This window comes from Oerskovia merdavium (assembly GCF_014836755.1).
Classification (GTDB): Bacteria; Actinomycetota; Actinomycetes; order Actinomycetales; family Cellulomonadaceae; genus Oerskovia; species Oerskovia merdavium.
This window is the reverse complement of sequence record NZ_JACSQF010000007.1, coordinates 61,136-87,419: the sequence shown is the minus strand read 5'-3', so window position 1 is coordinate 87,419 and position 26,284 is coordinate 61,136. Positions and strand designations below refer to the sequence as shown.

Annotated in this window: 26 protein-coding genes and 1 riboswitch; of the genes, 12 read left to right on the top strand and 14 right to left on the bottom strand. The window is 72.8% G+C overall.

Features of this window, described 5'->3' with window-relative positions; translation table 11 throughout:
- Nucleotides 1-79 precede the first annotated feature (79 nt).
- Nucleotides 80-1,522 (top strand): argininosuccinate synthase, encoded by a 1,443-nt coding sequence (argG, locus tag H9641_RS08435; protein WP_068626930.1) that lies wholly within the window; start codon nucleotides 80-82, stop codon nucleotides 1,520-1,522.
- Here the strand turns inward: argG and H9641_RS08430 are convergent.
- Complete coding sequence (locus tag H9641_RS08430) at nucleotides 1,519-1,905, bottom strand: RNA-binding S4 domain-containing protein (protein ID WP_068626931.1); 387 nt, start codon at nucleotides 1,903-1,905, stop codon at nucleotides 1,519-1,521. The two genes, argG and H9641_RS08430, sit on opposite strands and share 4 nt — an antisense overlap.
- Nucleotides 1,906-2,120: 215 nt before the next feature.
- On the opposite strand from H9641_RS08430, the gene H9641_RS08425 reads away from it, so the two are divergent.
- The 5 genes from H9641_RS08425 to pgi all read left to right on the top strand — a co-directional run bounded on the left by H9641_RS08425 (nucleotide 2,121) and on the right by pgi (nucleotide 8,135).
- The gene (locus tag H9641_RS08425) at nucleotides 2,121-2,387 is read left to right on the top strand and encodes a GlsB/YeaQ/YmgE family stress response membrane protein (RefSeq protein ID WP_191802785.1); all 267 of its coding nucleotides are present in this window, start codon (nucleotides 2,121-2,123) and stop codon (nucleotides 2,385-2,387) included.
- A 150-nt stretch (nucleotides 2,388-2,537) separates the two neighbouring features.
- Entirely contained in the window at nucleotides 2,538-3,671 is a 1,134-nt protein-coding gene (locus tag H9641_RS08420) for a GNAT family N-acetyltransferase (protein WP_191802783.1), read from the top strand.
- Complete coding sequence (locus H9641_RS08415; RefSeq protein WP_191802781.1) at nucleotides 3,668-4,846, top strand: GNAT family N-acetyltransferase; 1,179 nt, start codon at nucleotides 3,668-3,670, stop codon at nucleotides 4,844-4,846. The genes H9641_RS08420 and H9641_RS08415 overlap by 4 nt, the downstream gene beginning before the upstream one ends.
- Before the next feature lie 138 nt (nucleotides 4,847-4,984).
- Nucleotides 4,985-6,202: an N-acetyltransferase gene (locus H9641_RS08410; protein ID WP_191802779.1), complete on the top strand. Its 1,218-nt coding sequence runs from the start codon at nucleotides 4,985-4,987 to the stop codon at nucleotides 6,200-6,202.
- Between the two features lie 226 nt (nucleotides 6,203-6,428).
- Nucleotides 6,429-8,135 (top strand): glucose-6-phosphate isomerase, encoded by a 1,707-nt coding sequence (pgi, locus tag H9641_RS08405; RefSeq protein ID WP_191802777.1) that lies wholly within the window; start codon nucleotides 6,429-6,431, stop codon nucleotides 8,133-8,135.
- Between the two features lie 90 nt (nucleotides 8,136-8,225).
- Here the strand turns inward: pgi and H9641_RS08400 are convergent, their stop codons facing one another.
- Together H9641_RS08400 and H9641_RS08395 are read right to left on the bottom strand one after the other, a co-directional pair.
- On the bottom strand, nucleotides 8,226-8,840 hold the full coding sequence (locus H9641_RS08400) for a dihydrofolate reductase family protein (protein ID WP_191802774.1): 615 nt from the start codon (nucleotides 8,838-8,840) through the stop codon (nucleotides 8,226-8,228).
- A gap of 164 nt (nucleotides 8,841-9,004) precedes the next feature.
- Complete coding sequence (locus H9641_RS08395) at nucleotides 9,005-9,490, bottom strand: DUF6069 family protein (RefSeq protein ID WP_225220188.1); 486 nt, start codon at nucleotides 9,488-9,490, stop codon at nucleotides 9,005-9,007.
- A gap of 190 nt (nucleotides 9,491-9,680) precedes the next feature.
- Here H9641_RS08395 and H9641_RS08390 point away from each other — a divergent pair, with 190 nt between their 5' ends.
- Nucleotides 9,681-10,883 (top strand): sensor histidine kinase, encoded by a 1,203-nt coding sequence (locus H9641_RS08390; RefSeq protein ID WP_225220187.1) that lies wholly within the window; start codon nucleotides 9,681-9,683, stop codon nucleotides 10,881-10,883.
- Entirely contained in the window at nucleotides 10,880-11,533 is a 654-nt protein-coding gene (locus H9641_RS08385) for a response regulator (protein ID WP_191802772.1), read from the top strand. The genes H9641_RS08390 and H9641_RS08385 overlap by 4 nt, the downstream gene beginning before the upstream one ends.
- Nucleotides 11,534-11,552: 19 nt before the next feature.
- Here the strand turns inward: H9641_RS08385 and H9641_RS08380 are convergent, their stop codons facing one another.
- The 4 genes from H9641_RS08380 to H9641_RS08365 form a co-directional block, all read right to left on the bottom strand.
- Nucleotides 11,553-11,879, bottom strand: coding sequence for a DUF4235 domain-containing protein (locus tag H9641_RS08380; protein WP_191802770.1), 327 nt, complete (start codon nucleotides 11,877-11,879; stop codon nucleotides 11,553-11,555).
- Between the two features lie 164 nt (nucleotides 11,880-12,043).
- A complete protein-coding gene (locus H9641_RS08375; RefSeq protein WP_191802768.1) occupies nucleotides 12,044-13,279 on the bottom strand; it encodes an ABC transporter ATP-binding protein in 1,236 nt (411 codons plus the stop codon).
- Complete coding sequence (locus H9641_RS08370) at nucleotides 13,279-14,970, bottom strand: ABC transporter permease (protein WP_404821932.1); 1,692 nt, start codon at nucleotides 14,968-14,970, stop codon at nucleotides 13,279-13,281. Before H9641_RS08370 ends, H9641_RS08375 begins: the two co-directional genes overlap by 1 nt.
- A gap of 11 nt (nucleotides 14,971-14,981) precedes the next feature.
- Nucleotides 14,982-16,070 (bottom strand): thiamine ABC transporter substrate-binding protein, encoded by a 1,089-nt coding sequence (locus H9641_RS08365; RefSeq protein ID WP_191802766.1) that lies wholly within the window; start codon nucleotides 16,068-16,070, stop codon nucleotides 14,982-14,984.
- A 57-nt stretch (nucleotides 16,071-16,127) separates the two neighbouring features.
- Nucleotides 16,128-16,253: riboswitch (TPP riboswitch) on the bottom strand.
- Nucleotides 16,254-16,422: 169 nt separating this feature from the next.
- Here H9641_RS08365 and H9641_RS08360 point away from each other — a divergent pair.
- Nucleotides 16,423-16,692 carry a DUF4235 domain-containing protein gene (locus tag H9641_RS08360; protein ID WP_191802764.1) on the top strand — a complete coding sequence of 90 codons (270 nt, stop codon included), beginning with the start codon at nucleotides 16,423-16,425 and terminating at the stop codon, nucleotides 16,690-16,692.
- Nucleotides 16,693-16,759: 67 nt separating this feature from the next.
- Nucleotides 16,760-18,181, top strand: coding sequence for a serine hydrolase (locus H9641_RS08355; RefSeq protein WP_191802762.1), 1,422 nt, complete (start codon nucleotides 16,760-16,762; stop codon nucleotides 18,179-18,181).
- Between the two features lie 63 nt (nucleotides 18,182-18,244).
- On the opposite strand, the gene H9641_RS08350 is transcribed toward H9641_RS08355, so the two are convergent.
- From H9641_RS08350 to H9641_RS08330, 5 genes are all read right to left on the bottom strand, one after another.
- On the bottom strand, nucleotides 18,245-18,682 hold the full coding sequence (locus H9641_RS08350; protein ID WP_191802760.1) for a YdeI/OmpD-associated family protein: 438 nt from the start codon (nucleotides 18,680-18,682) through the stop codon (nucleotides 18,245-18,247).
- Between the two features lie 211 nt (nucleotides 18,683-18,893).
- On the bottom strand, nucleotides 18,894-19,943 hold the full coding sequence (locus H9641_RS08345; RefSeq protein WP_191802757.1) for a phosphotriesterase family protein: 1,050 nt from the start codon (nucleotides 19,941-19,943) through the stop codon (nucleotides 18,894-18,896).
- Complete coding sequence (locus H9641_RS08340; protein ID WP_191802755.1) at nucleotides 19,940-21,022, bottom strand: DMT family transporter; 1,083 nt, start codon at nucleotides 21,020-21,022, stop codon at nucleotides 19,940-19,942. The genes H9641_RS08345 and H9641_RS08340 overlap by 4 nt, the downstream gene beginning before the upstream one ends.
- Before the next feature lie 136 nt (nucleotides 21,023-21,158).
- Nucleotides 21,159-22,127: a ribokinase gene (locus H9641_RS08335; protein WP_191802753.1), complete on the bottom strand. Its 969-nt coding sequence runs from the start codon at nucleotides 22,125-22,127 to the stop codon at nucleotides 21,159-21,161.
- Complete coding sequence (locus tag H9641_RS08330) at nucleotides 22,127-22,870, bottom strand: glutamine amidotransferase (protein ID WP_191802751.1); 744 nt, start codon at nucleotides 22,868-22,870, stop codon at nucleotides 22,127-22,129. The genes H9641_RS08335 and H9641_RS08330 overlap by 1 nt, the downstream gene beginning before the upstream one ends.
- A gap of 59 nt (nucleotides 22,871-22,929) precedes the next feature.
- Between H9641_RS08330 and H9641_RS08325 the strand changes: the two genes are divergently transcribed.
- Together H9641_RS08325 and H9641_RS08320 are read left to right on the top strand one after the other, a co-directional pair.
- A complete protein-coding gene (locus H9641_RS08325; protein WP_318244464.1) occupies nucleotides 22,930-24,216 on the top strand; it encodes a LacI family DNA-binding transcriptional regulator in 1,287 nt (428 codons plus the stop codon).
- Nucleotides 24,217-24,412: 196 nt separating this feature from the next.
- Complete coding sequence (locus H9641_RS08320) at nucleotides 24,413-24,715, top strand: hypothetical protein (protein ID WP_191802746.1); 303 nt, start codon at nucleotides 24,413-24,415, stop codon at nucleotides 24,713-24,715.
- A gap of 71 nt (nucleotides 24,716-24,786) precedes the next feature.
- Here H9641_RS08320 and H9641_RS08315 read toward each other — a convergent pair whose 3' ends face one another.
- Both H9641_RS08315 and H9641_RS08310 read right to left on the bottom strand, forming a co-directional pair.
- Complete coding sequence (locus tag H9641_RS08315) at nucleotides 24,787-25,269, bottom strand: hypothetical protein (RefSeq protein ID WP_191802744.1); 483 nt, start codon at nucleotides 25,267-25,269, stop codon at nucleotides 24,787-24,789.
- Between the two features lie 62 nt (nucleotides 25,270-25,331).
- Nucleotides 25,332-26,036 carry a DUF1361 domain-containing protein gene (locus H9641_RS08310; RefSeq protein ID WP_191802742.1) on the bottom strand — a complete coding sequence of 235 codons (705 nt, stop codon included), beginning with the start codon at nucleotides 26,034-26,036 and terminating at the stop codon, nucleotides 25,332-25,334.
- Between the last annotated feature and the right edge of the window lie 248 nt (nucleotides 26,037-26,284).

Below are 26,284 nucleotides of genomic sequence, written 5' to 3'. Positions count from 1 at the left end.
GGATCAGCAGGCGGCCTCGGACGGGCCTTCTCGCCGTTCCGATTGCATGAATATGCAATCGTCTGCATATACTTGAGTCGTGTCCAAGGTACTCACTTCACTTCCGGCCGGCGAGCGCGTCGGCATCGCCTTCTCCGGGGGGCTCGACACCTCCGTCGCCGTCGCGTGGATGCGCGACAAGGGTGCGGTGCCCTGCACCTACACCGCTGACATCGGGCAGTACGACGAGCCGGACATCGACTCCGTGCCGGGCCGCGCCATGGCCTACGGTGCCGAGCTGGCCCGCCTCGTCGACTGCCGCGCAGCACTCGTGGAGGAGGGGCTGGCCGCGATCACGTGCGGCGCGTTCCACATCCGCTCGGGCGGGCGCTCCTACTTCAACACGACCCCGCTCGGCCGCGCCGTGACCGGCACCATGCTCGTGCGGGCCATGCTCGAGGACGACGTCCAGATCTGGGGCGACGGCTCCACGTTCAAGGGCAACGACATTGAGCGGTTCTACCGCTACGGCCTGCTCGCCAACCCGAACCTGCGCATCTACAAGCCGTGGCTCGACGCCGACTTCGTCACCGAGCTCGGTGGGCGCAAGGAGATGTCGGAGTGGCTGCTCGCCCACGACCTCCCGTACCGCGACAGCACCGAGAAGGCCTACTCGACCGACGCCAACATCTGGGGCGCGACGCACGAGGCCAAGACCCTCGAGCACCTCGACACGGGCCTCGAGGACGTCGAGCCCATCATGGGCGTGCGCTTCTGGGACCCCGCGGTCGAGATCGCGACCGAGGACGTCACGATCCGCTTCGAGAAGGGGCGCCCGGTCGCGATCAACGGCCAGGAGTTCGAGGACGCCGTCGCCCTGGTCATGGAGGCCAACGCGATCGGCGGCCGCCACGGGCTCGGCATGTCCGACCAGATCGAGAACCGGATCATCGAGGCCAAGAGCCGCGGCATCTACGAGGCCCCGGGCATGGCGCTGCTGTTCATCGCCTACGAGCGCCTCGTCAACGCGATCCACAACGAGGACACGGTCGCGAGCTACCACAACGACGGCCGCCGCCTGGGCCGCCTCATGTACGAGGGCCGCTGGCTCGACCCGCAGGCCCTCATGATCCGCGAGTCGCTGCAGCGCTGGGTCGGTGCCGCGATCACGGGCGAGGTGAAGCTGCGCCTGCGTCGCGGCGAGGACTACTCGATCCTCGACACCACGGGCCCCAACTTCTCGTACCACCCCGACAAGCTGTCGATGGAGCGCACGACGGACTCGGCGTTCGGTCCCACGGACCGGATCGGCCAGCTCACCATGCGCAACCTCGACATCGCCGACTCGCGCGCCAAGCTCGAGCAGTACGCGGGTCTCGGCATGGTCGGCGCGCAGCACGCGGCACTGATCGGGACGGGCCAGACCGAGCTCATCGGCCAGATGCCCGAGGGCGGCGCCGAGGCCATCGCGTCACGCGGCACCTCCTCGTCCGAGCTCGACGAGGCGCTGGACCGCGCCGCGATGGAGTTCGGGGTCGACTAGTCGTCCTCGTCGACCCAGCCCACCGGGGGCAGGTCGCGCCCGCGCAGCTTGTCGATCTCGCGTCGTTCACGCTTCGTCGGGCGCCCTGCCCCGCGGTCGCGCACCGGCACGAACGGCACCGCCTCGCGCGGCAGCACCGGTGGGCTGTGGTCGACGTACGCCTTCGCGGCCTCGGGCGCGCCGACGCGCTTGGTGAGCAGCTGGACGACCTCGACGATCCGTTCGCGCTCGCCGCGGTAGGTCACGGTGTCGCCGACCTTGAGGTTCGCCGCGGGCTTGACCCGCGTCCCGTTCACCTTGACGTGACCGGCGCGGCACGCGGCCGTGGACACCGATCGGCTCTTGGTCAGGCGGACCGCCCAGAGCCAGCTGTCGACCCGCATGGTCACTTCCCTTCCCGACGTCGGACCACCCCAGCGTAGGCGGCTCCCGACCCGCGCGGGACCGGTCGTCACGGCCCGACGGCGCAGAGCGCCTCTGCGGCGAATGTCGCCTTTGGGCGTGCGAGCACCGCCCAACCGTGCCACGGTGAGCAGGAACCGACGCTCCCGGCCGGACTCGCACCGTCCGGGTCGTCGCCCGGACGAACGGAGTGACTATGTGGTTTCTGTCCTGGATCGTCATCGGTCTGATCATGGGAGCCATCGCTCGTGCGATCATGCCCGGCAAGGCCAGCGGAGGCTGGGTGGTGACACTGGTCGTCGGTGTCGTCGGGGCGTTCGTCGGCGGGTTCATCGGCCGGGCGTTCGGTTCCGACCCCAACCAGGAGTTCTGGTCCTTCTCGACGTGGTTCTGGGCCTTCATCGGATCGCTCGTCGTGCTGCTCGTCTGGGGTCTGATCTCGGGCCGCAGGTCGAGGGCCTGACCCTCGCTCCGCCGTCGGGCACCTGACGGCTCCCCGCAGCATCCCGGAAGGCCCGGCACCCTCGGAGGGCCGGGCCTTCCGGCGTCCGACGACGCGGGCGCACCCAGAAAAACCATGGACCGCTCGCTCTCCGCGGAGCACGCTGGGACCATGAGCCCACCGACCGAGTCGACGACGACCTGGCGGGTCCTCGAGGCACCGCACCCCCCGAGCCTCGACTCCCCCGACGCCTGGGCGTACCAGGGCATCGCCCAGGTCGAGGCCGAGGTCACGACAGAGATCCACGGCTACGACGACCTCGCCGACGAGGCACGCGACATCCTTGCCGGGATGGACAGCCAGCAGTACACGACCAAGCAGCGCTTCGTCGCCGTCCGCGCGGACGCACCCGAGACCCCGCGACCGCAGGACGTGCTCGGCCACCTGGCACTCGCACTGCCGACCAGCAGCAACACCCACTTGGGCGAGCTGTCCGTGCAGGTCCGGCCGGCAGCCCGTCGGCAGGGGCTGGGGACAGCCCTGTGGGAGACGGGCGAGAAGATCCTCGTCGACGCGGGCCGGACCGTCCTGTTCACGGACACCCAGCACGGCGCCGAGCCGCCGCCCGGACCAGGGGCCCTCGAGGCGCGCACGGGCGCCGGGCGCGTCCCTGCCGACGCCCCCGGGCCGCGCTTCGTCGCACGCAAGGGCTACGCGCTCGAGCAGGTCGAGCGCCACTCGATCCTGGCGCTGCCGGTCGACCCCACCCTGCTGGACGGCCTGCGCACGCGGGCCGTCCAGGCCGCCGGGCCCGACTACCGCACGCTCGTGTGGGAGGACGACGTCCCCCCGGACCGGCGCGAGCAGGTCGGGACGCTGTTCACGCGCATGAGCACCGACGCCCCGGTGGGCGACATCGACTTCCGCGAGGACCCGTGGGACGCGCAGCGCGTGGGCGTCTGGGTCGACGAGCTGCTCGGCAAGGGGCACGGGCTGCTCATGACGGTCGCCGAGCACGTCCCGACCGGCACGCTCGCCGCGTTCTCGGTCTTCGCCTACCCCAAGGACCGCCCCGCCTTCGCGTTCCAGGAGGACACCCTGGTGCTGCGCGAACACCGCGGCTACCGCCTCGGGATGCTCGTCAAGGTCGTGAACCTCGACGAGCTCGCCGTGCGCCGGCCCGCGACCGAACGTATCCACACCTGGAACGCCGAGGAGAACGACCACATGCTCGCGATCAACATCGACCTGGGCTTCACACCTGCCGGCGGTTACGCGGGCTGGCAGAAGCGGGTGGGCGCGTGAGCGGCCCGTCGCAGACCGCGGCCCCTGCGGAGGACCAGGTCTCCGGCCCGACGGCGTGGCGCGTCCTGCGCGTGCCGGTCCCGGACTCGCTCGACGCACCCGAGGCGTGGGGCGTGCACGGCACCGTCCGTGTGGGAGAGGCCGTCGACCGGGAGATCCACGGGCACACCGACCTCGCGCTGGACGCCGCGACCACGCTCGTCAGCATGACGGCCCAGCAGGAGTACAAGAAGACCGTCCGGCTCGTCGCGGTAGCCCACGGCGCCCGTGGCGGCGAACCGGACCGGACCCCGGCGGCGAGCGACGTCGTCGGGCGCGGCATGGTGGGCCTTCCCCAGAAGGGGAACACGCACGTCGCGATCGTGTACGCCGGGGTCGACCCCGACCACCGTGGCCAAGGCGTGGGTACAGCGCTCTGGGAGGAGGGCCTGCGCATCGCGCGCGAGGCCGGACGCACCGTGATCCTGTCGGACTCGTCGCACTCGCCCGAACCCCCTGCGGGGCCCGGCGCGCTCGAGTCGCCGACCGGGAGCGGACGCGTCCCGCTCGACGACCCGGGCACCCGCTTCGCGCTCTCTCGCGGGTTCTCGCTCGAGCAGGTCATGCGGCACTCGGCGATCTCGCTGCCTCCTCGCCAGGACGTCGTGGCCCGGTTGCGCGAGGCTGCCCGTGCTGCCGCCGCCGACCGGTACCGGGTCCGCCTCTGGCAGGACACGGTCCCGGAGGACTGGATCGACGAGTTCGCCGTGCTCGAGACCCGCATGAGCACCGACGCCCCCTCGGGCGGGCTCGACCTCGAGGAGGACCCGTGGGACGCGGACCGCGTCCGCGCGGCCTCCCGGTCGTTCGCCGACCGAGGGCAGGGGTATCTCATCGCGGTCGCCGAGCACGTCGCGACCGGACGGCTCGCCGGGTTCTCGATGGTCTCCTACCCGCACGACCGGCCCCAGGTCGTCATGCAGGAGGACACCCTGGTGCTGCGCGAGCACCGCGGCCACCGGCTCGGGACGCTCGTCAAGATCGCGGTGCTCGACGAGCTCGCGCGCGTGCGGCCCTCGTCGCGGCGCATCCACACATGGAACGCGCAGGAGAACCGGCACATGCTCGCGATCAACGAGGCGCTCGGGTTCGAGGTCGCGAGCGTCGACGCGGAGTGGCAGCTGCGGCTCGCGTGAGGCGGTGAGCGGAGCCGGCGCGGCGTGCTGCTGCGGCGCGGCGTGCTGACTCCGGCCGCTCGCCCGTCCCGCCCGACGGAGAGCGATGTGTCGTTATTGTCTGGCCCGAGCGGGCCCCCGGGCGCGAGAGTGGAGCGCATGACGAGCACCGAGACCTCTCCCGGGGCCGCGGCCCCCGCAGGCACGACCTGGCGCGCGGTCGACGCCCCTCCCGTCCCGCCCACGCTCGAGCACCCCGACATCTGGGCGTACCAGGCGTACAGCGAGATCGAGCACGACGTGCAGCTCGCGACCTGGGGCTGGACCGACTGGTGGGCTCCCCTGCCCGTGATCCACGGGGCGCTCCAGCAGCAGGGGTACCACCGCAAGATCCTGGTCGTCGCGCTCCCTGGAGAGGCTCCTGGCGGCGCTCCGGGGACGGCAGCCGACGCCTCCCCTGGTGCCGACGTCCCGCTCACCGAGGGCACCGCCCCGGCCCCCCGCGACGTGGGCGGTGCCGCGATCGTCAACCTCGCGACCGTGAGCAACACGCACCTCGCGTACGTCACGCTCATGGTGCGCCCCGGGCTCGAGGGCCAGGGCATCGGCGACACCCTCCTGGCACGGGTCGAGGAGATCGCGCGCGCCGCGGACCGGACCACGGTCATCACCTTCAGCAACCACTCTCCCGAGCCCTCCCCCGGTCCCGACGCCCTCGACGCACCGACGGGCGCGGGCCGCGTGCCCGTCGCGTCACGCCCGGCACGTTTCGCGCTCGGGCGGGGCTTCACGCTCGAGCAGGTCGAGCGCGCCTCGGTCCTCCGGCTCCCGGTCGACCCCACCCTGCTCGACGCCCTCGACGCGCGGTCCACCGAGGCGGCCGACGACGACTACCGGCTGCACACCTGGTGGGACGAGGTGCCCACCGTGTGGGAGGACCAGGTCGCGGTCCTGTGGACGCGCATGAGCACCGACATCCCCAACGCGGGCCTCGACGTCGCGGAGAGCCCCTGGGACGCCGCACGCGTCCGCAGCCACCTGCGCGACCTCGCCGGCCGGCACCAGCACGTGCTGATCACGGTCGCCGAGCACGCACACACGGGCACGCTCGCAGCCTTCTCGGTGGTGCAGATGCCCGTCCCCGACGTGCCCTTCGCGTTCCAGGAGGACACGCTCGTGCTCCGCGAGCACCGCGGCCACCGGCTCGGGATGCTCGTCAAGATCGCCAACCTGCGCGCCTACGAGGATCGACGACCCGGCGAACGCCGGATCAACACGTGGAACGCCCAGGAGAACGAGCACATGCTCGCGATCAACGTCGCGCTCGGCTTCGAGCCCGTCGGGGTCGCGGCCGTCTGGCAGAAGCGCCTCGACTGACGATCCTGCGGCCGTCGCAGGCCCTGCCGCCGGCGCGCGGCGACGGGCGCACCCGGCGGACGATCCGCCGTCGGGCGCGCCCGACTGTCCGGCACCGCACCTCACAACCGCTCGCACCGTGAGCCATCAGGACAACCCCGCAGGTCGCGGCCTACGGTTGTCGGGTCCGGCCAAGACCCGGGCGACCCCCGAAGACCCCCACCGACCAGGGAGCAGCGAGACCATCGTGAGCACTGCGAGCACACCGCCGATCGACGCCACCACCACTCCCTCCTGGGCCGACCTCACGGCCCACCAGGCCGCACTGAACCCAGACCTGCGCGCATGGTTCGCCCAGGACCCGGGCCGCGCCGCGCGCCTCACGTTCGACGCCGCCGACCTCCATGTCGACCTGTCGAAGAACCTCGTGACCGACGAGACGATCGCGCTCCTCGTGCGCCTCGCACAGGACGTCGACCTCGCCGGACGCCGCGACGCCATGTTCCGCGGCGACCACATCAACGTGACCGAGGACCGCGCCGTGCTGCACACCGCGCTGCGGCGGCCGTCCGGAGCCTCGCCGGAGCTGACGGTCGACGGCCAGGACGTCGACGCCGACGTGCACACCGAGCTCGCCAAGGTCTACGCGTTCGCGGAGAAGGTCCGCTCGGGCGAGTGGACCGGCGTCACGGGCGAGCGCGTGCGCACGGTCGTGAACATCGGCATCGGCGGCTCGGACCTGGGCCCCGTCATGGCCTACGAGGCCCTCCTGCCCTACAAGGCCGAGGACCTCGACGTCCGGTTCGTGTCCAACATCGACCCGACCGACGTCGCCGAGAAGACCGCGGGCCTCGACCCGCGCACCACCCTGTTCATCGTCGCGTCCAAGACGTTCGGGACGCTCGAGACCCTGACGAACGCGCGCCTCGCGCGCGACTGGCTGTGGACCGAGCTCGCGGCCGTCGGCGCCCTCGAGGACTCGGACGAGGCCCGGACCGCCGCGGTCGGCAAGCACTTCGTCGCGGTCTCCACGGCCCTCGACAAGGTCGCCGCGTTCGGGATCGACCCCGCCAACGCGTTCGGGTTCTGGGACTGGGTCGGTGGCCGCTACTCGGTCGACTCGGCGATCGGGACGTCGCTCGCGATCGCGATCGGCCCGGCACGCTTCGAGGAGTTCCTCACGGGCTTCCACGCGATCGACGAGCACTTCCGCACCACCCCGATCGAGCAGAACGTGCCCGCGCTCATGGGCCTGCTCAACGTGTGGAACGTCAACTTCCTCGGGGCCCACACGCACGCGGTGCTCCCCTACGCGCAGTACCTGCACCGCTTCCCGGCGTACCTGCAGCAGCTGACCATGGAGTCCAACGGCAAGTCCGTGCGCTGGGACGGGTCGCCGGTCACGACCGAGACCGGCGAGGTCTTCTGGGGCGAGCCGGGCACCAACGGGCAGCACGCGTTCTACCAGCTCATCCACCAGGGCACGCGCCTGGTCCCCGCCGACTTCATCGCCGTGGCCAACCCCGCGCACCCGCTGGCCGACACCGCGGCGGGCGACGAGCCCGTCGACGTCCACTCGCTGTTCCTCGCGAACTTCTTCGCGCAGACCAAGGCGCTCGCGTTCGGCAAGACCGCCGACGAGGTCCGGGCCGAGGGCACCGCGGAGGACCTCGTGAGCGCTCGCGTGTTCTCGGGCAACCGCCCCACGACGTCGATCCTCGCGCCCGCGCTCACGCCCTCGGTGCTGGGCCAGCTCATCGCGCTCTACGAGCACATCACGTTCGTCCAGGGCGTCGTGTGGGGCATCGACTCGTTCGACCAGTGGGGCGTCGAGCTCGGCAAGAAGCTCGCGAACGAGATCGCCCCGGCGGTCACGGGCGACGCCGCCGCGCTGGCCGCGCAGGACCCGTCGACGCAGGCGCTCATCGGGTGGTACCTCGAGCAGCGGAGCTGACGCTCGGACTGCTGGTGCCGAGCACGAGGTTGCGTTCGTCCTGACGCCCAGAACGACCGCAACCTCGTGCTCGGCACCCCTCCAGCAGGCTCAGGCCTCGCCCGGCACGTGCTCCTTGGCCTCGTCGTACCCCTCGCTCCCGGGCAGCTCGCTCGGCCCGTAGACCAGGTGCACCACACCCGTGGGGAAGACCTCGGAGCGCAGCAGCCGCAAGGGGTAGATCGTGTCCCCCTCGTCGAAGAGCCGCTCCCCCTTGCGCGCCGCGACCGGGTGGACCAGGAGGCTCAGCTCGTCCACGAGCCCGGCCGCGAGGAGCTGACGGACGACCGAGATCGACCCCGCGACCAGGACCTTGGCGATGCCCGGGGTCTCCTTGAGCGTGGTCACGGCCTCGACCAGGTCGCCGTCGACCTTCTCGACGTTGCGCCACCCGAGGTCCGCGTCGCCCCGGGTCGCGACGAGCTTGCGCAGGTCGCCGAGCCGCTTGGCGAACACCGCGTCCTCCTCGCCCGCCTCCTCGCGACCGGGCCAGGCACCCGCGAAGCTGTCGTACGTGACGCGCCCCAGGAGCAACGCGTCGACGCCCGTGTAGTCCTCGTCGACCGCGGCGCCCATGTGCTCGTCGAAGTACGGGAAGTGCCACGTCGGGTCGATCTCGACGACGCCGTCGAGCGAGCTGAACAGCGTGGAGACGAGCTTGGCCATGATGAGGTCCCTTCAGGGTCTGCGGGTACGTCTGGTGAGACCGGGCGCCGCTGCCGAACTCATCGGTCCCGGCCTCCCACCGTGGCACGCACCCCGGCGCGTTGCGCGCGCGGGGTGCGTGCCGCCGTCGGGCCGCGTGGCTCAGCGCCGCAGGCCATGGGGGCTCAGCGCCGCAGGCCCAGCGCGACCACGGCCCCGACCGTGAGGTGGAGCGCGGCCAGGAGCACGGTCGCGGACGTGCTCGCCGCACCCAGCGGACCGAGCAGGGACACCAGGAGCACGACGGCGCAGGTCACCAGCCAGGTCCGCTCACCTGGGGTCCTTCCGGCCCGCGGCGAGCCGAGCCGGCGAAGGAGCGACCGGACGCCCCAACCCGCGAGACCGACGAGCAGCGCGGTGACGATCACGGCGACCGGTCCGACCACCGTGTCACCGGCCCCGCCCCGCACGACGGCCTCGACCCCGAGCGCCGTCCCGGCGCCCCACACGAGCAGCCCTGCCGCAGCGGCGAGCAACGGCACGCTCCACCCGGGCACCCTCCTCGTCCTCGTCTCGGGGCGCACGGCCCCTCGCCCCGCGGCCGGGTCGAGCCCGTCCGCGCCCGCGTCCTTCGTGCCTGCTTCGGTCCTGCCCGCATCGTCCGTGCCCATGACGCCTCCCTCGGTCAGCCGACCGAGCGGTGCTCGGGCCGGTCGCCGGCCCCTCGGCCGACGTCCCCACCGTGGCCCGCGGACCTCGGCGCCGGACCCTGCCGACGTCTTCGCCCACCACGACCGACGGCCCGCTCCCCCCTCCGAAAGTCGGTGGTGGTGGCATCGCGCCGGTTCCTACGGTGGCGGCATGAACATCCACCCGAACGATCCGTGCTCACCGCCGCGGGCCCCTTCCCGGACCGTGCTGACCGGGGCCGTGCTCGCGGTCGGCGCCCTCACCGCCCTGATGCTGTGGGGTGCCCTGCCGGACGAGCCCGGGCCGCGCGTCGTGCTCGACGTCGTCGTCGGTCTGGTCGCCGTGGCCCTCAGCCCGTTCCTGTGGTGGTCACCGCGCCGTACAGGACCGGGCCCCAGGGACGGCGCGGCGGCGCTCAGCGACCCCGTGGTGCCGGCCCTCGTGCTGGCGGCGCTCGCAGCACTGTCCCCCGCGGCGACGCCCGCATCCACGGTCGCGACGCTCGAGGTGGCCCGTCGTCGGCCCCTGCGCGTCGCGGTGCTCGTCGCCGCGGCAGGCTTCGCGGGGCACGCCGTCCAGGCGCTGTGGCGCCCCACGGGCCTCCCGCTCGGGTGGTGGCTGCTGTGCGACGCCGCGGTGCACGCCGCCCTCGTCGGCTGGGGGGCGTTCGCGCAGGCCAGGGCCCAGGTCGTCGCGGACCTGCGCGAGCGGGCGCTGCGGGCCGAGCGCGAGCAGGAGCTGCGCGTGCGGGAGGCCCGCACGGCCGAGCGCACGCGGATCGCCCGGGAGATGCACGACACGCTCGCCCACCGGCTGTCGCTGCTCGCAACCGTCGCGGGGGCGCTCGAGTTCCGGCCCGACTCCCCGCCCGAGGAGGTCGCCCGCGCCGCAGGCCTGGTCCGGGAGGGCGTGAGCGCCGCGCTCGAGGACCTGCGGGACGTGGTGGGCGTGCTGCGCGCCGAGCCCGACGCGCTGCGCCCGCCGCCCGGCCCGGCCGACGTGGCACAGCTCGTCGACGAGTCCCGGCTCGCTGGTGTCGAGGTCGACTGGGAGCTGGACGGCGACCTCGGCAGGGTTCCGGCCACCGTGCAGGCCGCGGCCTTCCGCGCCGTGCAGGAAGGGCTGACCAACGCCCGGCGGCACGCTCCCGGCAGTGCGGTCCGCGTCGCGGTCGTCGTCGCTCCGGGAGAGGTCCGGGTCGACGTGTCCGACGACGGCCCCTCGCCCGGGCACGTCCCCACGCTCCAGGGCACGGGGACCGGGCTCGTGGGGCTCCGCGAACGAGCCGGGCTGCTGCGCGGCGAGGTGCGCGCCGGGCCGGCCCCGGAGGGTGCCGGGTTCCGGCTCACGGTGTCGCTACCGTGGGACTCATGACCCGACCCGTGCGGATCGCGATCGTCGACGACGACGCCCTGGTGCGGTCCGGCCTGCGCATGATGCTGCACGGCACGCTGGGCATCGAGGTCGTCGGCGAGGCCGCCGACGGCGCGGAGGTCCCCGGCCTCCTCGACGCCCACCCCCTCGACGTGGTCCTCATGGACCTGCGGATGCCTCGGGTCGACGGGATCACCGCGACCGCCAGGGTGCGCGCACGGACCGACCCGCCCGCCGTCGTCGTGCTCACGACGTTCGACACCGAGGACGAGGTGCTCGGCGCGCTCCGCGCCGGCGCGGTCGGCTACCTCCTCAAGGACATGCCCCCGGCCCGGATCGCGGCTGCGGTCCTCGCTGCCGCTGCCGGCGAGCCCGTGCTGTCGCCCGACGTCGCGCGACGTCTCATGGCCTCGGCCGCCTCGGTCGGTGAGGCGCGGGCACGGGCGCGGGCGTCGCTCGACCTGCTGACCGGCAGAGAGCGCGACGTCGCGCTCGCCGTCGGGCGCGGTGCGAGCAACGCCGAGGTCGGGCGCGAGCTCTACCTCAGCGTCCCGACCGTCAAGGCGCACGTGTCGAGCGTCCTCGACAAGCTGGGCCTGGAGAACCGGACACAGCTCGCCGTGCTGGTGCGGGACGCCGGAGGCGACTGACGGCTCGGGGTCACGCTGCTCAGTCCCCCGGCCACTCCCCCGTCCACCTCTGGAAGGCTCGCGCCCCGCCGCGGTCGATCAGGGCCTTGACCCCGGAGAACACCGCGCCCTGGATCAGTGCGGCGACCAGGATCTCGCGCAGCGGGTACTCCGACTGCAGCGGCGTGGGTGCGTCCTTGCGGTGGCCCGGAGACACGCGTTTGTAGACCTGCTTGAAGACCTGGCCCGCGACCAGGCCCCCGATGATCGAGCTGATCAGCCCGAACGGCCGGTACAGGATCTTCGCGGCCTTGCCGTCGTGCTCCTCGGTACGGTCGGTCACGTGGTCGATCGTGGCGTCGCTCATGCTCCGACGCTAACGCCGGGGACGGGCGGTCGCAGGGTGGGTGGTGCTTCTGCCGGTCCCCGTGCCGAGCATGCGGTTGTCGTTCGAGGCGACGCGGGATCGGACGCCCACCGCATGCTCGGCCGACGACAACCGCATGGTCGGCGGCACCGGCGCCCAGCGGATCACGAGTCCGCCGGGACCACCGCACAGCCTGCGAGGTCGAGCGCGACCCGGACCCGCTCCCCCGGTGCGGGAGCGAACGGGTGGTGCGTGGCGCCGTCGGGCACGGAGCCCGCCGACGGCGTGCCCAGCGCGACCACGCGCTGCGGACCCGACCCCAGGTCCACCTCGACCGTGACCTCGGTGCGACCGCGCCGGAAGGCGCTGCGGACGACGGTGCCGATCGCAGTCCACGCCACCACTCCGTCGGGACCGTCCGGCGCCGCGCCCGGGCCGTGGTCGGACGACTCGCCCGGACCACGGTCGGCGGGCACCAGCACGAGCCCCGTCGGACCGATCGCGAGCAGCTCGCCACCGGCTCCGGCACCGCCCGAAGCCTCCTGCGCGACGAACGCCTGGTACCCCAGGAACTCCGCGACCCGGCGCGACGCCGGCGCACGCCACAGGTCCTCGGGCGCCGCGACCTGGAGCAACCGGCCGGCGTCCATGACGGCCACGCGGTCGGCCACGGTGAAGGCCTCGTCGTGGTCGTGCGTCACGAACAGGGCGGTGGTCCCGGTCGCGACGAGGGCCGCGCGCAGGTCCGCCGCGAGCCGGTCGCGCAGCCCCCGGTCGAGAGCGGACAACGGCTCGTCGAGCAGCAGGAGCTGCGGCTCGGGCGCCAGCGCGCGAGCGAGCGCGACGCGCTGCCGCTCGCCACCGCTCAGGGTCGCGACGGGCCGCTGCGCGTACCCGGAGAGCCCGACGACGTCGAGCAGCTCGGCCACCCTGCCCGCCGCCGCGGACCGCTTGACGCCTGCCATCTGGAGCCCGAACGCGACGTTGCCCGCGACGTCCCGGTGCGGGAAGAGCTGCCCCTCCTGGAACATGAGCCCGAACCCACGCCGGTGCACGGGCACGCCCGCGAGGTCGCGCCCGTCCCACGCGATGCTCCCGCCCGCGACCGGCTCGAGCCCCGCGACCGCGCGCAGGAGGCTCGACTTGCCGCAGCCGCTCGGCCCCAGCAGCGCGAGCACCTCGCCCGGTGCGAGGTCGAGGCTCACGCCGCGCACGGCCGTCGTCCCGGGCCCCCGGGGGGAGGCCGGGTCGGGGTAGTGCACGACGACGTCGCGCACCGTGAGCCCTCGGCCCGCCGGGCTCCTGGTCGGGTCGTGCGGCTCGTGCGGCAGGTGCGGCACGCGCGGCACAGCCGAGCCGTCGAGGCCTTCGCTCCGATCCACCACCGTGGCTCCGTCCATCAGAACTCTCCTGCCGAGCGGTCGCCGCGCAGGCGCTCCGCCACCATCATCACCGTTGCCGTGAGGACCGCGAGCACGACGCTCGCGGCCAGTGCCATGCCGTAGTTCTCCGCCCCGGGCCGCCCGATGAGCCGGAAGATGACCACGGGGAGCGTGGCCGCGTCGGGCCGGGCCAGGAACGACGTCGCCCCGAACTCGCCGAGCGACACCGCGAACGCGAACCCGATCGCGAGGCCCAGCGACCGGGCCGCGATGGGCCCGTCGACCGCGGCGAACACGCGGGCGGGCGACGCCCCGAGCGTCGCGGCGGCCTCGCGCAGGCGCGGGTCGATCGCGCGCAGCACGGGCAGCACGGTCCTGACCACGAGCGGGATCGCGACGACCGCCTGCGCGATGGGCACGAGCAGCCCCGAGGTCCGCAGGTCCACGTCGATGCCGAGCGGCTTGTCGAGCGTGATGAGGAACCCGAACCCGACCGTCACCGCCGAGACGCCGAGCGGGAGCATGAAGACCGAGTCGAGCGCGCTGATCGCCCGCCGCCCCGTGCGCGACCGCGGACGCCGCGAGACGACGAGCGCGACGAGCCCGCCGATCACGACCGCGAGCAGGGTCGCGATCGCGGCGGTCCGGAGCGAGTTGGCCGTGGCCTCCCACACGGTCACGCTCAGGGCGTTGCGGCCGCCGGTCGTGCCGAGGTTCGCGTAGTTCGCGAGGCTCCAGCCGTCGGGGGTCTGGAACGAGCGCACGAGGAGGTTGACGAGCGGCAGGGCGATCAGGCCCAGCACGACGACGGCGGTCACCGCGAGCGGGGCCGCGTCGGCCCGCAGGCGCAGCGGCCGGGCGGCGGACGTCGCCGCGGACAGGTGGAGCGCGCGCTCGCGGCGGGTGCGGGTCCGGTTGGCGACGCTCAGCGCGACCACGACCACGACGAGCTGCACGACCGAGAGCACCGCGGCCGCGCGCAGGTCGAGGAACTGCGTGGTCTGGATCCAGATCTCGGTCTCGATGGTCCCGTACTGGACCCCGCCCAGGACGAGCACGACCCCGAATGCCGTGGCGCAGAACAGGAACACGATCGACGCGGCCGACGCGATGGCCGGGGCCAGCGACGGCAGCGTCACGGACCGGAACGCACGCCAGGGCGAGGCGCCCAGGGCGCGAGCCGCTTCCTCGGCGCGCGGGTCGAGGTGCTCCCAGAGCCCGCCGACGGTCCGCACCACGACCGAGTAGTTGAAGAACACGAGGGCCAGGACGATCGCCCCGAACGTCCCGTCGAGCCGCAGGAACCCGAGCAGCCCGCCCTCGACCAGCAGGGAGCGGAAGGCCACCCCGACCACGACGGTCGGCAGCACGAACGGCACGGTCACGAACGCGCGCAGGAACGTGCGCCCCCGGAACCGGCACCGGTACAGCACGTACGCGCCGGGCACGCCGAGCAGCACCGAGATCACGGTCCCGAGCACGCCCTGCCACAGCGTCAGCCCGATGATCCGCCAGGTCCGCGGCTCGGAGAACACCTCGGCGAAGCCGGAGAGGTCAAGGGAGCCGTTGCTGACGAACCCGCGGGCGATCAGCGTCACGACGGGCCACGCGAAGAACACCCCGAGGAACAGCAGCGGCAACCCGGCGGCGAGCCCCCACAGGAGGACCCGCCCGCCGCGCTGCACCGCCGCGGGCACGCCGCGGCTCACGGGCAACGTGCTCAGCCGATCACCGTCGACGTCCACGCCTTGATCCACTCGTCGCGGTGGGCGGTGATGTCGGCCGGTGCGACCTCGAAGGGCGACGGGGACAGGGGCGCGAACTCGGCCCAGCCCTCGGGCAGCTCGGTGTCCGCGTCCGCCGGGTACATGTACATGTTGTCGGCGATGTCGGCCTGGAACGCGTCGCTCACGAGGAAGTCGACGAGCTTCTTGGCGCCCTCGGGGTTCTTGGCCCCGGCCAGCACGCCCGTGTACTCGACCTGGCGGAAGCAGGTGTCGAGCAGCGCACCCGTCGTGGTCTCGGTGCCGTCCTCGGTGACCGTGAACGCGGGCGACGTCGAGTAGGACAGCACGAGGGGGCGCGGGCCCTTGCCCTCGGAGCCGGAGAAGTCGACGTAGTAGGCGTCGGACCATCCGTCGGCGACCTTGACACCGTTGTCCTTGAGCTTGCTCCAGTAGCCCTCCCAGCCGTCCTCGCCGTAGGCGCCGACGGTCGCGAGCAGGAACGACAGCCCGGGCGACGACGTCGCGGGGTTGGTCACGACGAGCAGGTCCTTGTACTCGGGCTCGGTCAGGTCGTCGAGGGTCACGGGCTCGGGGATGCCCGCTGCCGTGAACCAGGCGTGGTCGACGTTGACGCAGACGTCGCCGAGGTCCACGGGGGTCAGCTCGCCGTCCCCGACGGCGTACTGGGCCGCCGTGTCGGCGAGGCCCGCGGGCGTGTAGGGCTCGAGCACGCCCTCGTCGATCGCGCGGGTCGCGAACGAGTTGTCGATGCCGAACACGACGTCGCCGAGCGGCGCGTCCTTGGTCAGGATCAGCTGGTTGACGAGCGCTCCGCCGTCGCCGGGAGCGACCTGCTTGACGGTCAGCCCGGACTCCTTCTCGAACGCGGCGAGGACGTCCTCGCTCACGTTGAAGGAGTCGTGCGTGACGAGCGTGACGGTGCTCGCCTCCGCGCTCGAGGTGTCGCCCGCGCCCGTGTCGGTCGACCCGGCACAGGCGGTGAGAGCCAGCGCGCTGAGCCCGCCGACGAGGCCGAGGCCGATCTTGTGAGCGGGGCCGCGGCGGGTACTGATGGTGTTCACGTGTCCTCCTTGGACGTCACAGGAGGGGGACCTCGCGCACGGAAGGTCCGTGAGCGAGGCTGGAGAAGCCCGACTTCCTCCACCGGTGCTAACCGGATCAGGTTCGAGGGTCTGCGGTGGTCCGCACTCTCAGCGCCTGTTGCCCGTTGTCTCCGGGCGGTCGGCGCTCCCCTGTCGTTCACCTGCGACTTTACACCGCGGCCCGACGGCGCGGGCAGGGGTCCGGCGTGTGGTCTCGCCCGAGGCGCGCCCCGCCCGGGGCGACGGCTACGGTGGGACCTGAGCTCCGCCGTCGGGCACGTGCACGACGCGCGGCGCGCCCCGCCCGCCGCACCCTCACCAGGAGGTCCACATGGCCGAGAACGAGCAGACCCTCACCGAGAAGGTCGCGACCGTCGCCCTGACGCTGGCCGCGGGCTGGGTCGCGCAGAAGGTCGTGAGCTTCGCGTGGGCCAAGGCGACGGGGCACGATGCCCCCAAGGACCTGGACGACCCCGAGGTCGGCATCATCAGCGCTGTCACGTTCGCCGCGGCCGCTGCGGCCGCGAGCGTGTTCGCCCGCCGTTTCGCGGGGCGCGAGGCCAAGCGCGTCGTGACGCGGCTCGCGGCCCGCGCGTCCTGAGACCGGGGTCGGGCGGCACCGGCGGGTCCGCACCCGCCGCGCGAGGGTCGTTCCGTAGGGTGTCTCGATGCCCTCCCTCTCTGCTGCCCGACGCCGTCGCTCACCCCTCGTCGGAGGCCTCCTCGTCGTGGGGCTCGCACTGACCGGGTGCTCGTCGTCCGGGAACGGCTCCGAGGTGCCGCCCACGCCGAGCGCGGCCCCGACCGCGGTCGCGCTGCCCGACGGCACGGTCGGCAAGGCGGCCGGCTGGGTGCTCGAGGTGCTCAACGCGGACGCCTCCCCCGACGCCGCGACGCTCGAGCGGCGGTTCGCCCGGTCGTTCCTGGACCAGGTGCCCGCCGCGCAGCTCGTGCCCGTCCTGGACCAGCTCCGCGCAGACCGTGAGTGGGTGCCGGTCTCGGCCGACGTGGTCGACGCGGACGAGAAGCAGGCCGCGCTGACGATCGTCGGGGCGAGCGGGCAGTACTTCACGATGCAGATCGGTGTCGATGCGGACAGCCGCATCGAGACCCTGTTCTTCGGCCCGGGCGACGACCCGCACCGCGAGCCCGCGGCGAGCTGGGACGAGCTGGGCGAACGCCTCGACGCCGTGGACGCGCAGAGCTCGCTGCTCGTGGCCCAGGTCCTGGACAACGGGACGTGCCAGGCGGTCGAGGAGGCCCCTGGCGGCACGGACCCGGACGAGGTGCTGCCGCTCGGCTCGATCTTCAAGCTCTACGTGCTGGGCGCGGTGTCGCAGGCCGTCGAGGCAGGGACGCTGACCTGGGACGACGAGCTGACCGTGACCGACGACGTGCGGTCGCTGCCCTCGGGCCAGCTCCAGGACGCGCCCACGGGCACCGTGGTCACGGTGCGCGAGGCGGCCGGGCTCATGATCTCGATCAGCGACAACACCGCGACCGACCTGCTGGTCCAGGCCGTGGGGCGTGACGTCGTCGAACGCGCGCAGGCCGAGCTGGGGCACGCCGACCCGTCCCTGAACACCCCGTTCCTGACGACCCGCGACGCGTTCACGATCGCGTGGGGCTCACCGTCGCAGGCCACCGGGTGGGCCGCGGCCGGCACCGCGGAACGGCGCGCGCTGCTCGACGCGCTGCCCGGCGGGCCCCTCGACGTCGACCCCGCGGGAGTGACCACGCCCGTGTGGCAGGACGACGTCGACTGGTTCGCGACGTCGTCGGACCTGTGCGCCGCGCACGTCTGGTTGCACGACCGCGGCGAGCAGGACCCCGTGGTCCGTGAGGTGCTCTCGGTCAACCCCGGCATCGAGGTCGACGCGACGGCCTGGCCCTACGTCGCGTTCAAGGGCGGCAGCGCGCCGGGCGTCCTGGCGGGCTCGTGGCTCGCGGAGGACGCCGAGGGCGACACGTACGTCGTGACGGTGCAGCTCGCCGCCACGGACCCGGCCGTGCTCGCGGACCCGATGGTGCTGGTCGACACCGCGGAGAGCGCGTTCGCGCTGCTGGGAGGGCCTGCGGGCTCGGAGTAGGGACGTGCTGCCCCCGGGGACCGGGGCCGACCGTCGTCCTGCCGAGGATCTCCGTCGTGGGACCTACGCGCCGGGAGCCAGCTCCGCGACGGCCTTGTCGATCCGCCGCTGCCGGGTCTCGGGGGTCTTCGCGGCCTCGATCGGCTCGACCAGCGCGCGCCGGCGGCTGAACGACAGCCCGTCGAACGCCGCACGCGCCTCGGCCGTGAGCGCTGCCGCGAGGTCGTCGGGCACCGTGACCTCGCGCGGTGCGTCGTCGACCTCGATCTCGACGTCCACCTCGTCGCCGCCCGACACCCCGGCGGCCTCCCTGTTCTCCGCGCTGAGCGCGATCATGAACCGTCCCTGGTGCGGCGCGACCGAGCTGCGGTAGGTGTGCCCGCCGAGCGTGACGCGCACCGGGACGCGCTTGCCCGCGCCGAGCGCGGTGACCACGTCGTCGGGCACGGGGAGGCCGGTGGCCGTCTTGCCGCTCTGGAGGATCGTCGTCCGGAATCGCATGGGCCGAGTTTTCCACCGGCCCGACGACGTCGCGCGCCGACCGCCCGACGCTCGCCCCGCCGGCGGCCGGGTGGGGCCCCCGGGCCGAGGTAGAACGTGCTGCGCGAGATAGAACGCACCGCGCACTACCTCGCGCAGCACGTTCTACCTCGCGGTCAGCCGGTCACCCGGTCAGCCGGTCACCCGGTCACCCGGTCACCCGGTCACCCGGTCACGCCGTCAGCATCGCCGCCGGGTTGTCGTGCGTCAGCCGGCGCAGCACCTCGCGCTCGACACCACGCTCGGCGAGCATCTCGGTGAAGACCGTCGGCACGTACGCGAAGCCGTTGCCACCGTTCTGCACCCACATCTGCTTGAGGAACACGTCGTGGCTCAGGAGCACCTGCCCAGCGAACCCCAGGTCGACGAGCCGCTGGACCGCGCCCGCGGTCGTGTGCGGGTCGGGCGACACCCCCTCCTTGGGGTAGGTGATGTCCATCCCGACCATGTCGAACTCGAGCCAGACCCCGCGCTCGGCGACCGACCGCTGGTACTCGGGGTCCTCGGCAGAGGGGTCCATGTGGCACAGCACGACCTTCTCGGGCCGCACGCCCACCTCGTCGAGCACGAGGTCGAGGAGCGCGTGCGCGCGCCGCTGCCAGCCCGGCAGGTGGATCTGCATCGCGACCTGCGGGTGCTCGAGCTGAGCCATCGCCGAGGCGCGGAGCGAGGCGCGCTCGCCCGCCGTGAAGTCGAGCGAGACGCCGATCTCGCCGATGACGCCCGGGCGGATGCCCGTGTCACGGACGCCGTCGGACAGCTCGCGCGAGATCGCCGCGGCCTGCGCGTCGACCGACTGGGCCGTGATGCGCTCGCCCTCGAACTTCTCGAGGTAGGCGCCCGCCCCCATGACCACGTTGAGGCCCGTGCGGCTCGCGACGGCGAGCAGGCGCTCGGGGTTGCGCCCGATCGCCTCGCTCGACGTCGCGTCCACGACCGTCCGCCCACCGAGGGCCGCGAAGCTGCGGATCTCGGCCTCGACGGCCGCGACCGGCTTGTCGGCGATGTTGTCGGCGCAGCAGTACGGGTCCTGGCGCAGCGCCCAGGCGACCGAGGCGGAGACCGGCTCGCGGACCACGGCCTGGGAGAACTCGTAGCTCGGCGCGTCGAGCACACCGGAGAGGTCGTTGAACAGGTGCTCGTGGGGCAGGGTCAGCCCCAGGTCCTGTGCGGCGACGGGTCCGGTGACCGTCTGGACGAACCCTGCCGGCGTGACGTTCATCGCGGGCTCACCTCTCCTGCTTCACCACCGCCGACGGCGGCGGCCACTGCGGTGTCGGCTGTCGCCTCCGGCGACTTCCCCGACGGGATCATGCCGATCACCGCGGCGATCAGCGCGATCACGGTGCCGATGATCGTGGCGGCGTAGATCGTGTGGCCGAGCGACGGGATCGCCGCGTCGATGAGGAGCGAGCCGACGAGCTGACCCGCGGTGGACGCGAGCCCCAGGAGCAGCAGCCCCAGCCCGCGGACCAGGAGGGCCATGAGGGCGATCGAGAGGAGGCCGAGCGGGCCGCCCAGGTACATCCACCACGAGCCGGGGAGCTGGAAGTCGACGCCCGAGGTCATGGCGCGGATCGCGTAGGCGATGCCGAGGGCCGTGAAGCCGACCAGGAAGTTCCAGCCGATCGAGACGAGCATCGAGCCCGTGGCGTCGGCGACGGCCGCGTTGCCCGCGGGCTGCCAGCCGGCGAGGAGACCGCCGACGAACGGCATGATCGCGAGGGCGATGGTGTGCGGGGCCGAGAAGTTCGGCGAGATGACGATGACCGTCGCGACGATCGCGAGGACCGCGCCGGCGAGGCGGAAGAACGTGAGCGGCTGCTTGACCGAGGCCGTGACGCCCAGACGGTCGCAGATCACGCCCGAGATCACGAGACCCGAGATGAGCGAGATCTGGAACGTCGCGACGCCCAGGACGCCGACCGTCACGCCCTCGGACAGGACGATGACCGCGCCGCACAGGCCCGCGAGGAAGTTCCACCACGGGATCGTGCGGCCCTTGATGAGGCGCGGGATCGCGAGCGCCTCGCGACGCGTCACGGGACGCGCGAACACGATGACGAACATCAGGACCAGGCCCGTGCCGAACGAGATGAGGGCGGCCGCGTGGCCGTCTCCGATCGTCTTGCCGAGCTGACCGTTGACCGCCGCCTGCATGGGGCCCAGGGCTCCGGCCAGGACGGTCGCGAGGACGAGGAGCGCGGTCGCGGTGCTCTTGACCTTGCTGCGCTGGGACGACGGGGCGACCGTCTGGGCGCCTCCCGAGCGGGGGGCGGTCTCCGGCGTGGTGTGCTTCATTGCTTGGCCGTGCCTTTCATCTTTCGACGGTACGTCGGATCGGTGGACCGATCGAACGGCCAGCCCTGGGTCGACGCTGAGTGGTCGGGCTGGGTGGGGGTCGTGCGGTCGTGCGGGTCGTGCTGTGCCGGGCGGGTCACTGCCCCGGTGCGACGTCCTCCGGGAGGGCTGCAGGGACCTCGTGGGCGAGCGGCAGGGACTCGATCGCCCCGTCGCGAGTGGTCGTGACGGCCGCGACGCGGGCCGCCCAGCGGGCTGCCCCGACGAGGTCCTCGCCGCGCAGCAGGCCGTCGGCGAGGGCAGCGCAGAAGCTGTCGCCCGCGGCCGTGGTGTCGATCGCGTCGACGCGTACCGCGGGCACGGGCGTCGGGAGCCCGTCGCGGGGGACGACGACCGAGCCGTCGGCCCCGAGGGTCACGACGACGTCACCCGGGAACGCGAGCCCGCGCACCATGGCCACGACGTCCGCGAGCGACGCCGGGGCCTCGCCGGCTCCTGCGAGGGTCGCGAGCTCGAACCGGTTGGGGACCAGGACGTCGAACCAGTCGCGGATCTCGGCCGGGACCGGGACCGCGGGGGCCGGGTTGAGGATGGTCGTCCCGGTCGCGAGGCGCGTGACCGCTGCGAGCGAGCCGAGCGGCGTCTCGCACTGGCACAGCACGACCTGCGCGTCGGTGACGGCGCGCACCGCGGAGTCCCGTGAGTCGACGAACGACTCGTCGACGTCGCCGTTGGCACCCGCCTCGATGACGATGGTCGACTCGGGCTGCTCCCAGAGGATCACGGCCGTGCCGGTGGGCTGCTCGGACGAGGCGACCGACGTGACGTCGAGCCCCTCGGCCACGAGCCGGGCCGTGATCTCACGGCCCGCGTCGTCGTCCCCGACGGCCCCGACCATCGCGACGCGGCGGCCGAGCCGCGCGGCGGCGACGGCCTGGTTGGCCCCCTTGCCGCCCGGCGAGCGCTTGAGGCCGGTCGCGCTGATGGTCTCGCCCGAGCGCGGGATCCGGTCGACGGTCAGCCGGACGTCCATGTTGAGGCTGCCGACGACCGTGATCTCGGGGGCATGGGCGGGGGCGCCCCCGCTCCCGTGGTCGGCGCTCATCAGCCCGCGAGCCAGGTCACGGCCTGGCCGAAGAGCTTCGCGTAGCCGGACCACTCCATGAACTCGCGCGGGGCCCAGTGCGGGGAGATGTCGGACGCGAAGGCCAGCGTGCGGCCCTCGCCCTCGGTGCGCACGGCGACGAGGGGGCGCCCCTCGATCGTGGCGAGGACGGTCGCGTCGGCCTTGGCGGTGAGCTTCTGGTAGCCGAGCAGGATGGGCCACTCGGCGTCGAGGCCCGCGGTCACGGGGTGCTCGACGTCGGTCAGGACGCCGCCGATGCCCTCGGGGGTCTCCTCGCGGTCGTCGTACGGGAGGATCTCGACGGGCAGCACGGCCTCGACCGCGGTGCCGTGGTAGTTGGCCTTGGCCTGGAAGCCCTGGAAGCTGAGGTAGCCACCGGCCATCATGAGGCCGCCGCCGCGACGCACCCACTCGGCGAGGAGCTTGATGCGGTTCGGGAAGGGACGCCCCTCGGAGAACACGACGGGGGGAAGCAGAAGGGTGTTGGCGCCGATGTCCGAGAGCAGGACGACGTCGTAGGCGTCGAGCTCCTCGAGGGTCGACGGGAAGTCGGTCGCGACGAGGTGCGAGGGCAGGTGGGTGACCTCGTGGCCCTCGGCGGCGAGCGCCTCGAGGAGCTTGGCGCAGCCGATCTCCAGCTGGGCGTGCGGGAAGGCGTCGTAGCCCTTGTAGTCCGTCGCGGCATTGATCCACGACTCTCCGGCAAGCAGCACGCGGCTCATGCGGTTCTCCTCAAAGACGGTTCGGGCCACGTCGCACATCGGCGACGTTGCGCAATGTTGTGTTGCTGTTGCGCAACAACCTAGGTGTGCGTCAGGCTGGTGTCAACCGAGGCCGTGGGCCGGGCGGTGCCACGTACGGCACGCGCCTGCAGGATCGGCACGATCCCGGGGTTCCGGCGGACACAGGACGTGCCTGCCACCAGCGCAGCGATAGGCTCTGGGGGCATCCGACGGCCGGGCGCACGAGCAGAGGGGCAGCAGCCATGACGTTGACGCAAGTTGCGCAACACGCGGGGGTCTCGACCTCGACCGCCTCGCGCTACCTGCGCGGCCAGCTCAACGTCCAGCCCGAGACCGCAGCACGTATCGATGCCGCGGTGGCGGCGCTCGACTACCGCACGGGCTCGACGGGACGTGTCGCGCGCGGCTCGCGCGCGGGGACGTCCGCGCCGGGTTCGTCCGCGCGCGGGACGGGCGTCGTCGCCCTGGTCGTCCCCGACTTCACCAACCCGTTCTTCACGACGCTCGCCGAGGAGTGCGCGGACCTCGCGGCATCGCGGCAGATCCCCCTGGTCGTCGCGGTCTCGGGCAAGCACGGCGAGCGCAACGGCGGCCTCAGCCCGCTCATCGGCGGGACCGACGTCCTGGGTGGCCTCATCTACGTCGGGATGAGCCGCACCGACGAGCGCCTGGCCCGCGCGGTCGCGGACGGCCTGCCCGTGGTCGTGATCGACGAGGAGATCGACCTGGACCTCGCGGTCGACACCGTCACGGTCGACAACTACGGCGGCGCGTACCAGGCCACGAGCTACCTCATCCAGCAGGGGCACCGCCGCATCGCGCACGTCGCGGGCCCGTCCGAGCTCTCGACGACCCAGGAACGCAAGCGCGGCTACCTCGATGCCCTGGCCGACGCCGGGCTGACGGCCGACCCCGACCTGATCCGGCACGGCCCGTACACCGAGCAGTTCGGCGCCTCGACGTTCCCCTACCTCACCCGACCGGGCAGCGCGCCCACCGCGGTGTTCGTCGGCAGCGACATCGTGGCCGTCGGCATGCTCGGCGCGGCCGAGCTCCACGGCATCCGCATCCCCGAGGACCTGTCGGTCGTGGGCTGCGACGGCATCCGCATCGGTCAGTGGCTGCGCCCCCAGCTCACGACCCTCGAGCAGCCCGTCGCGGCGCTCGCGCTCTCCGCGGTCGACGCGCTCGAACGGGCCATGGCCCGCCGGGAGGCGCAGGAGTCGGCCGGGAACGGTGGGGCCGCCACGGGCTTCGAGCCCGCTCGGACGGTCCTGCCGCTCCACCTGGTCATCCGCGGTTCGGTCGCGCCGCCGTCGGCCTGACGCCCCTCCCCCGCCGCGCGGGCTTCACGCCCGTCGGTGACGCGGAGGACCGCCCCACGGCGACGCGCGGGCCACGCCCGTCCGCGAGGCACCTCGTCCGATAGTGTCCACGGACCGGTGACCCGCCTCGGTGTCGAGGCGTCCCCGGACCCGTCCTGGCGATGCCGCCGGGGCCAGCCCGTCGAGAGGACCGCCCATGCCCCCGAAGCTCAGCGCCACCGCACTCCTCTGGTGGGGTGCGGGAATGATCGTCGCAGGCGCCGTGGGGAACGTCGCGCTGCCGCGGCTCGCCTCCGAGCTCTACTACTCGTCGGGCGCCGCGATCTTCCAGACGATCCTCCTGCCGGTCTCGTCCCTCGTGTCGGTGCTCCCCTACCTGGGCGCGGGCTTCGTCGCGGCCGCCTTCACCGTGCGCGCGCTGACCCGGAGCCCGGGCGAGCGCTACACGGGTCCGGCGCCGTACTCACCGCCCAAGCCCGGCAACGAGCCGCCGCGCTGAGCCGGCCGCCGCACAGGCACGCGGCGCGGCCCCACGACGGCGCAGCGACGCGAGCCAGGATCCTCGGACCGTCAGACGGGCGCCTGGATCTGCGCGTCGAGCGTGCGCCGCAGGAAGCCGTTGAGCGCCGCGCCGATGAACCGGCGCCCCCGGAACGTGTGGATCTCGCGCGCCGAGAGGTCCACGAGGACGGGCTGGACGATCACGGCGAACTCGAGGCGCGGCTTCACCGTCGCGGCGGCGACGAGCTCGGGCGTGACGCCGTCGGCGACGATCACCGCGAACGCACCGACCCCTGACTGCATGCCGCGCAGCGAGCTGCTGCGCCGCTTGGCGAACGTCGAGACGTCCCGTGTGTAGAGGTCGACGTCCAGCGCGGACGGCGTGAAGTGAGCGACTGCGGTGACGACGTGGGTGCGGGACATCGCGGCAGGGACGAACTTCGCCCGGTAGCCGACCATGGCCTGCACAGGACCCACCTGGTCCCATCCCACCTCGCATCCGTCCTCGACCATGCGTCGGCGGGTGATCTCGATGTACTCGGGGGCTGTCACAGCACGTGAGCATAGGGTCTATCGGGAGGAAAGCACCAGACCGCCACAGGACGGACCTTCCGTCACCCCGTCACAGCCGTGATCGTCTCGAGCAGCGACCCGATCACGACCAGGTAGATGAGCGCGAAGAACACCGTGTAGAGACCGCTGAACAGCAGCGCGTCGCGCACCTTGCCCGGGGCGCGGAAGTAGCGGACGAACTTCTGGAGGAACCCGACCGGGTGCATCAGGTCCCAGCTGTTGAAGCGGATGTACCTGCCCAGGTAGATGCCGAACGAGACCAGCACGAGGATCACGGCGACCACGAGCCAGGACGCCGTCCGCTGGAACGGCTTGAGGTCGTCGGGGTAGCGCAGCACGGCGTAGAACATCTGCACCAGGAAGATGTTGACCACGGTGTTGAGGACCCCGGACATGGCGAGGGTCAGGACCGCGACGATGTCGTACCAGAGCGGCACGTCCTCGCCGTCCTTGCGGTGACTGAAGTTGAGCTCGGTCACCAGGTACCCGGCGTTGGGCAGGAGCAGCAGCCAGACCACGAGCCCGGCCGCCGCGACGGTCGTGACGAGCCACAGCGGCGCCCCGGCCGCGCTGAGCGTCAGGTCACCGATGATCCAGAACGTCAGCACGAACACCGGCAGCACCGACAGCCCGATGTTGAGCAGCATGGGCCGGTAGACCTCGGTGCGGAACAGCGGGGCGCGCACCAGGACGAGCGTGAACGCGAAGACGTTGATGAGGATCACACCGAGGAACAGCAGCGTCATGGGGGGCTCTCGTGGGTCCGGGTCGGGTGGGTGCCATGGGTGCGGCGCGCCGGGAGCAGGCTCCCCGGGAGGCGCCGCGTCACGGCTCGGAAGACCACCGTAGGGCCCGACGGCGCCTCCGCCAGCCCGCGCGACACGTCACCCTCGCGGCTAGCGTGGGTCGCGCGGGAATCTCGAGCTCCACCGATTCGTCCAAGGACGGGCGACCGAACCCCGGGAGTCACAGTGACGCACCACGACGAAGCAGC

Bases quoted from the DNA above. Each gene is read 5' to 3' on its own strand.
- H9641_RS08320 (WP_191802746.1), top strand. From the start codon at position 24,413: ATGCCCCCGAAGCTCAGCGCCACCGCACTCCTCTGGTGGGGTGCGGGA.
- H9641_RS08385 (WP_191802772.1), top strand. From the start codon at position 10,880: ATGACCCGACCCGTGCGGATCGCGATCGTCGACGACGACGCCCTGGTG.
- H9641_RS08335 (WP_191802753.1), bottom strand. From the start codon at position 22,127: ATGAGCGCCGACCACGGGAGCGGGGGCGCCCCCGCCCATGCCCCCGAG.
- H9641_RS08340 (WP_191802755.1), bottom strand. From the start codon at position 21,022: ATGAAGCACACCACGCCGGAGACCGCCCCCCGCTCGGGAGGCGCCCAG.
- H9641_RS08350 (WP_191802760.1), bottom strand. From the start codon at position 18,682: ATGCGATTCCGGACGACGATCCTCCAGAGCGGCAAGACGGCCACCGGC.
- H9641_RS08400 (WP_191802774.1), bottom strand. From the start codon at position 8,840: ATGGCCAAGCTCGTCTCCACGCTGTTCAGCTCGCTCGACGGCGTCGTC.
- H9641_RS08425 (WP_191802785.1), top strand. From the start codon at position 2,121: ATGTGGTTTCTGTCCTGGATCGTCATCGGTCTGATCATGGGAGCCATC.
- H9641_RS08390 (WP_225220187.1), top strand. From the start codon at position 9,681: ATGAACATCCACCCGAACGATCCGTGCTCACCGCCGCGGGCCCCTTCC.
- H9641_RS08345 (WP_191802757.1), bottom strand. From the start codon at position 19,943: ATGAACGTCACGCCGGCAGGGTTCGTCCAGACGGTCACCGGACCCGTC.
- H9641_RS08355 (WP_191802762.1), top strand. From the start codon at position 16,760: ATGCCCTCCCTCTCTGCTGCCCGACGCCGTCGCTCACCCCTCGTCGGA.
- H9641_RS08310 (WP_191802742.1), bottom strand. From the start codon at position 26,036: ATGACGCTGCTGTTCCTCGGTGTGATCCTCATCAACGTCTTCGCGTTC.
- H9641_RS08360 (WP_191802764.1), top strand. From the start codon at position 16,423: ATGGCCGAGAACGAGCAGACCCTCACCGAGAAGGTCGCGACCGTCGCC.
- H9641_RS08410 (WP_191802779.1), top strand. From the start codon at position 4,985: ATGACGAGCACCGAGACCTCTCCCGGGGCCGCGGCCCCCGCAGGCACG.
- H9641_RS08430 (WP_068626931.1), bottom strand. From the start codon at position 1,905: ATGCGGGTCGACAGCTGGCTCTGGGCGGTCCGCCTGACCAAGAGCCGA.
- H9641_RS08380 (WP_191802770.1), bottom strand. From the start codon at position 11,879: ATGAGCGACGCCACGATCGACCACGTGACCGACCGTACCGAGGAGCAC.
- H9641_RS08420 (WP_191802783.1), top strand. From the start codon at position 2,538: ATGAGCCCACCGACCGAGTCGACGACGACCTGGCGGGTCCTCGAGGCA.
- H9641_RS08375 (WP_191802768.1), bottom strand. From the start codon at position 13,279: ATGGACGGAGCCACGGTGGTGGATCGGAGCGAAGGCCTCGACGGCTCG.
- H9641_RS08395 (WP_225220188.1), bottom strand. From the start codon at position 9,490: ATGGGCACGGACGATGCGGGCAGGACCGAAGCAGGCACGAAGGACGCG.
- H9641_RS08330 (WP_191802751.1), bottom strand. From the start codon at position 22,870: ATGAGCCGCGTGCTGCTTGCCGGAGAGTCGTGGATCAATGCCGCGACG.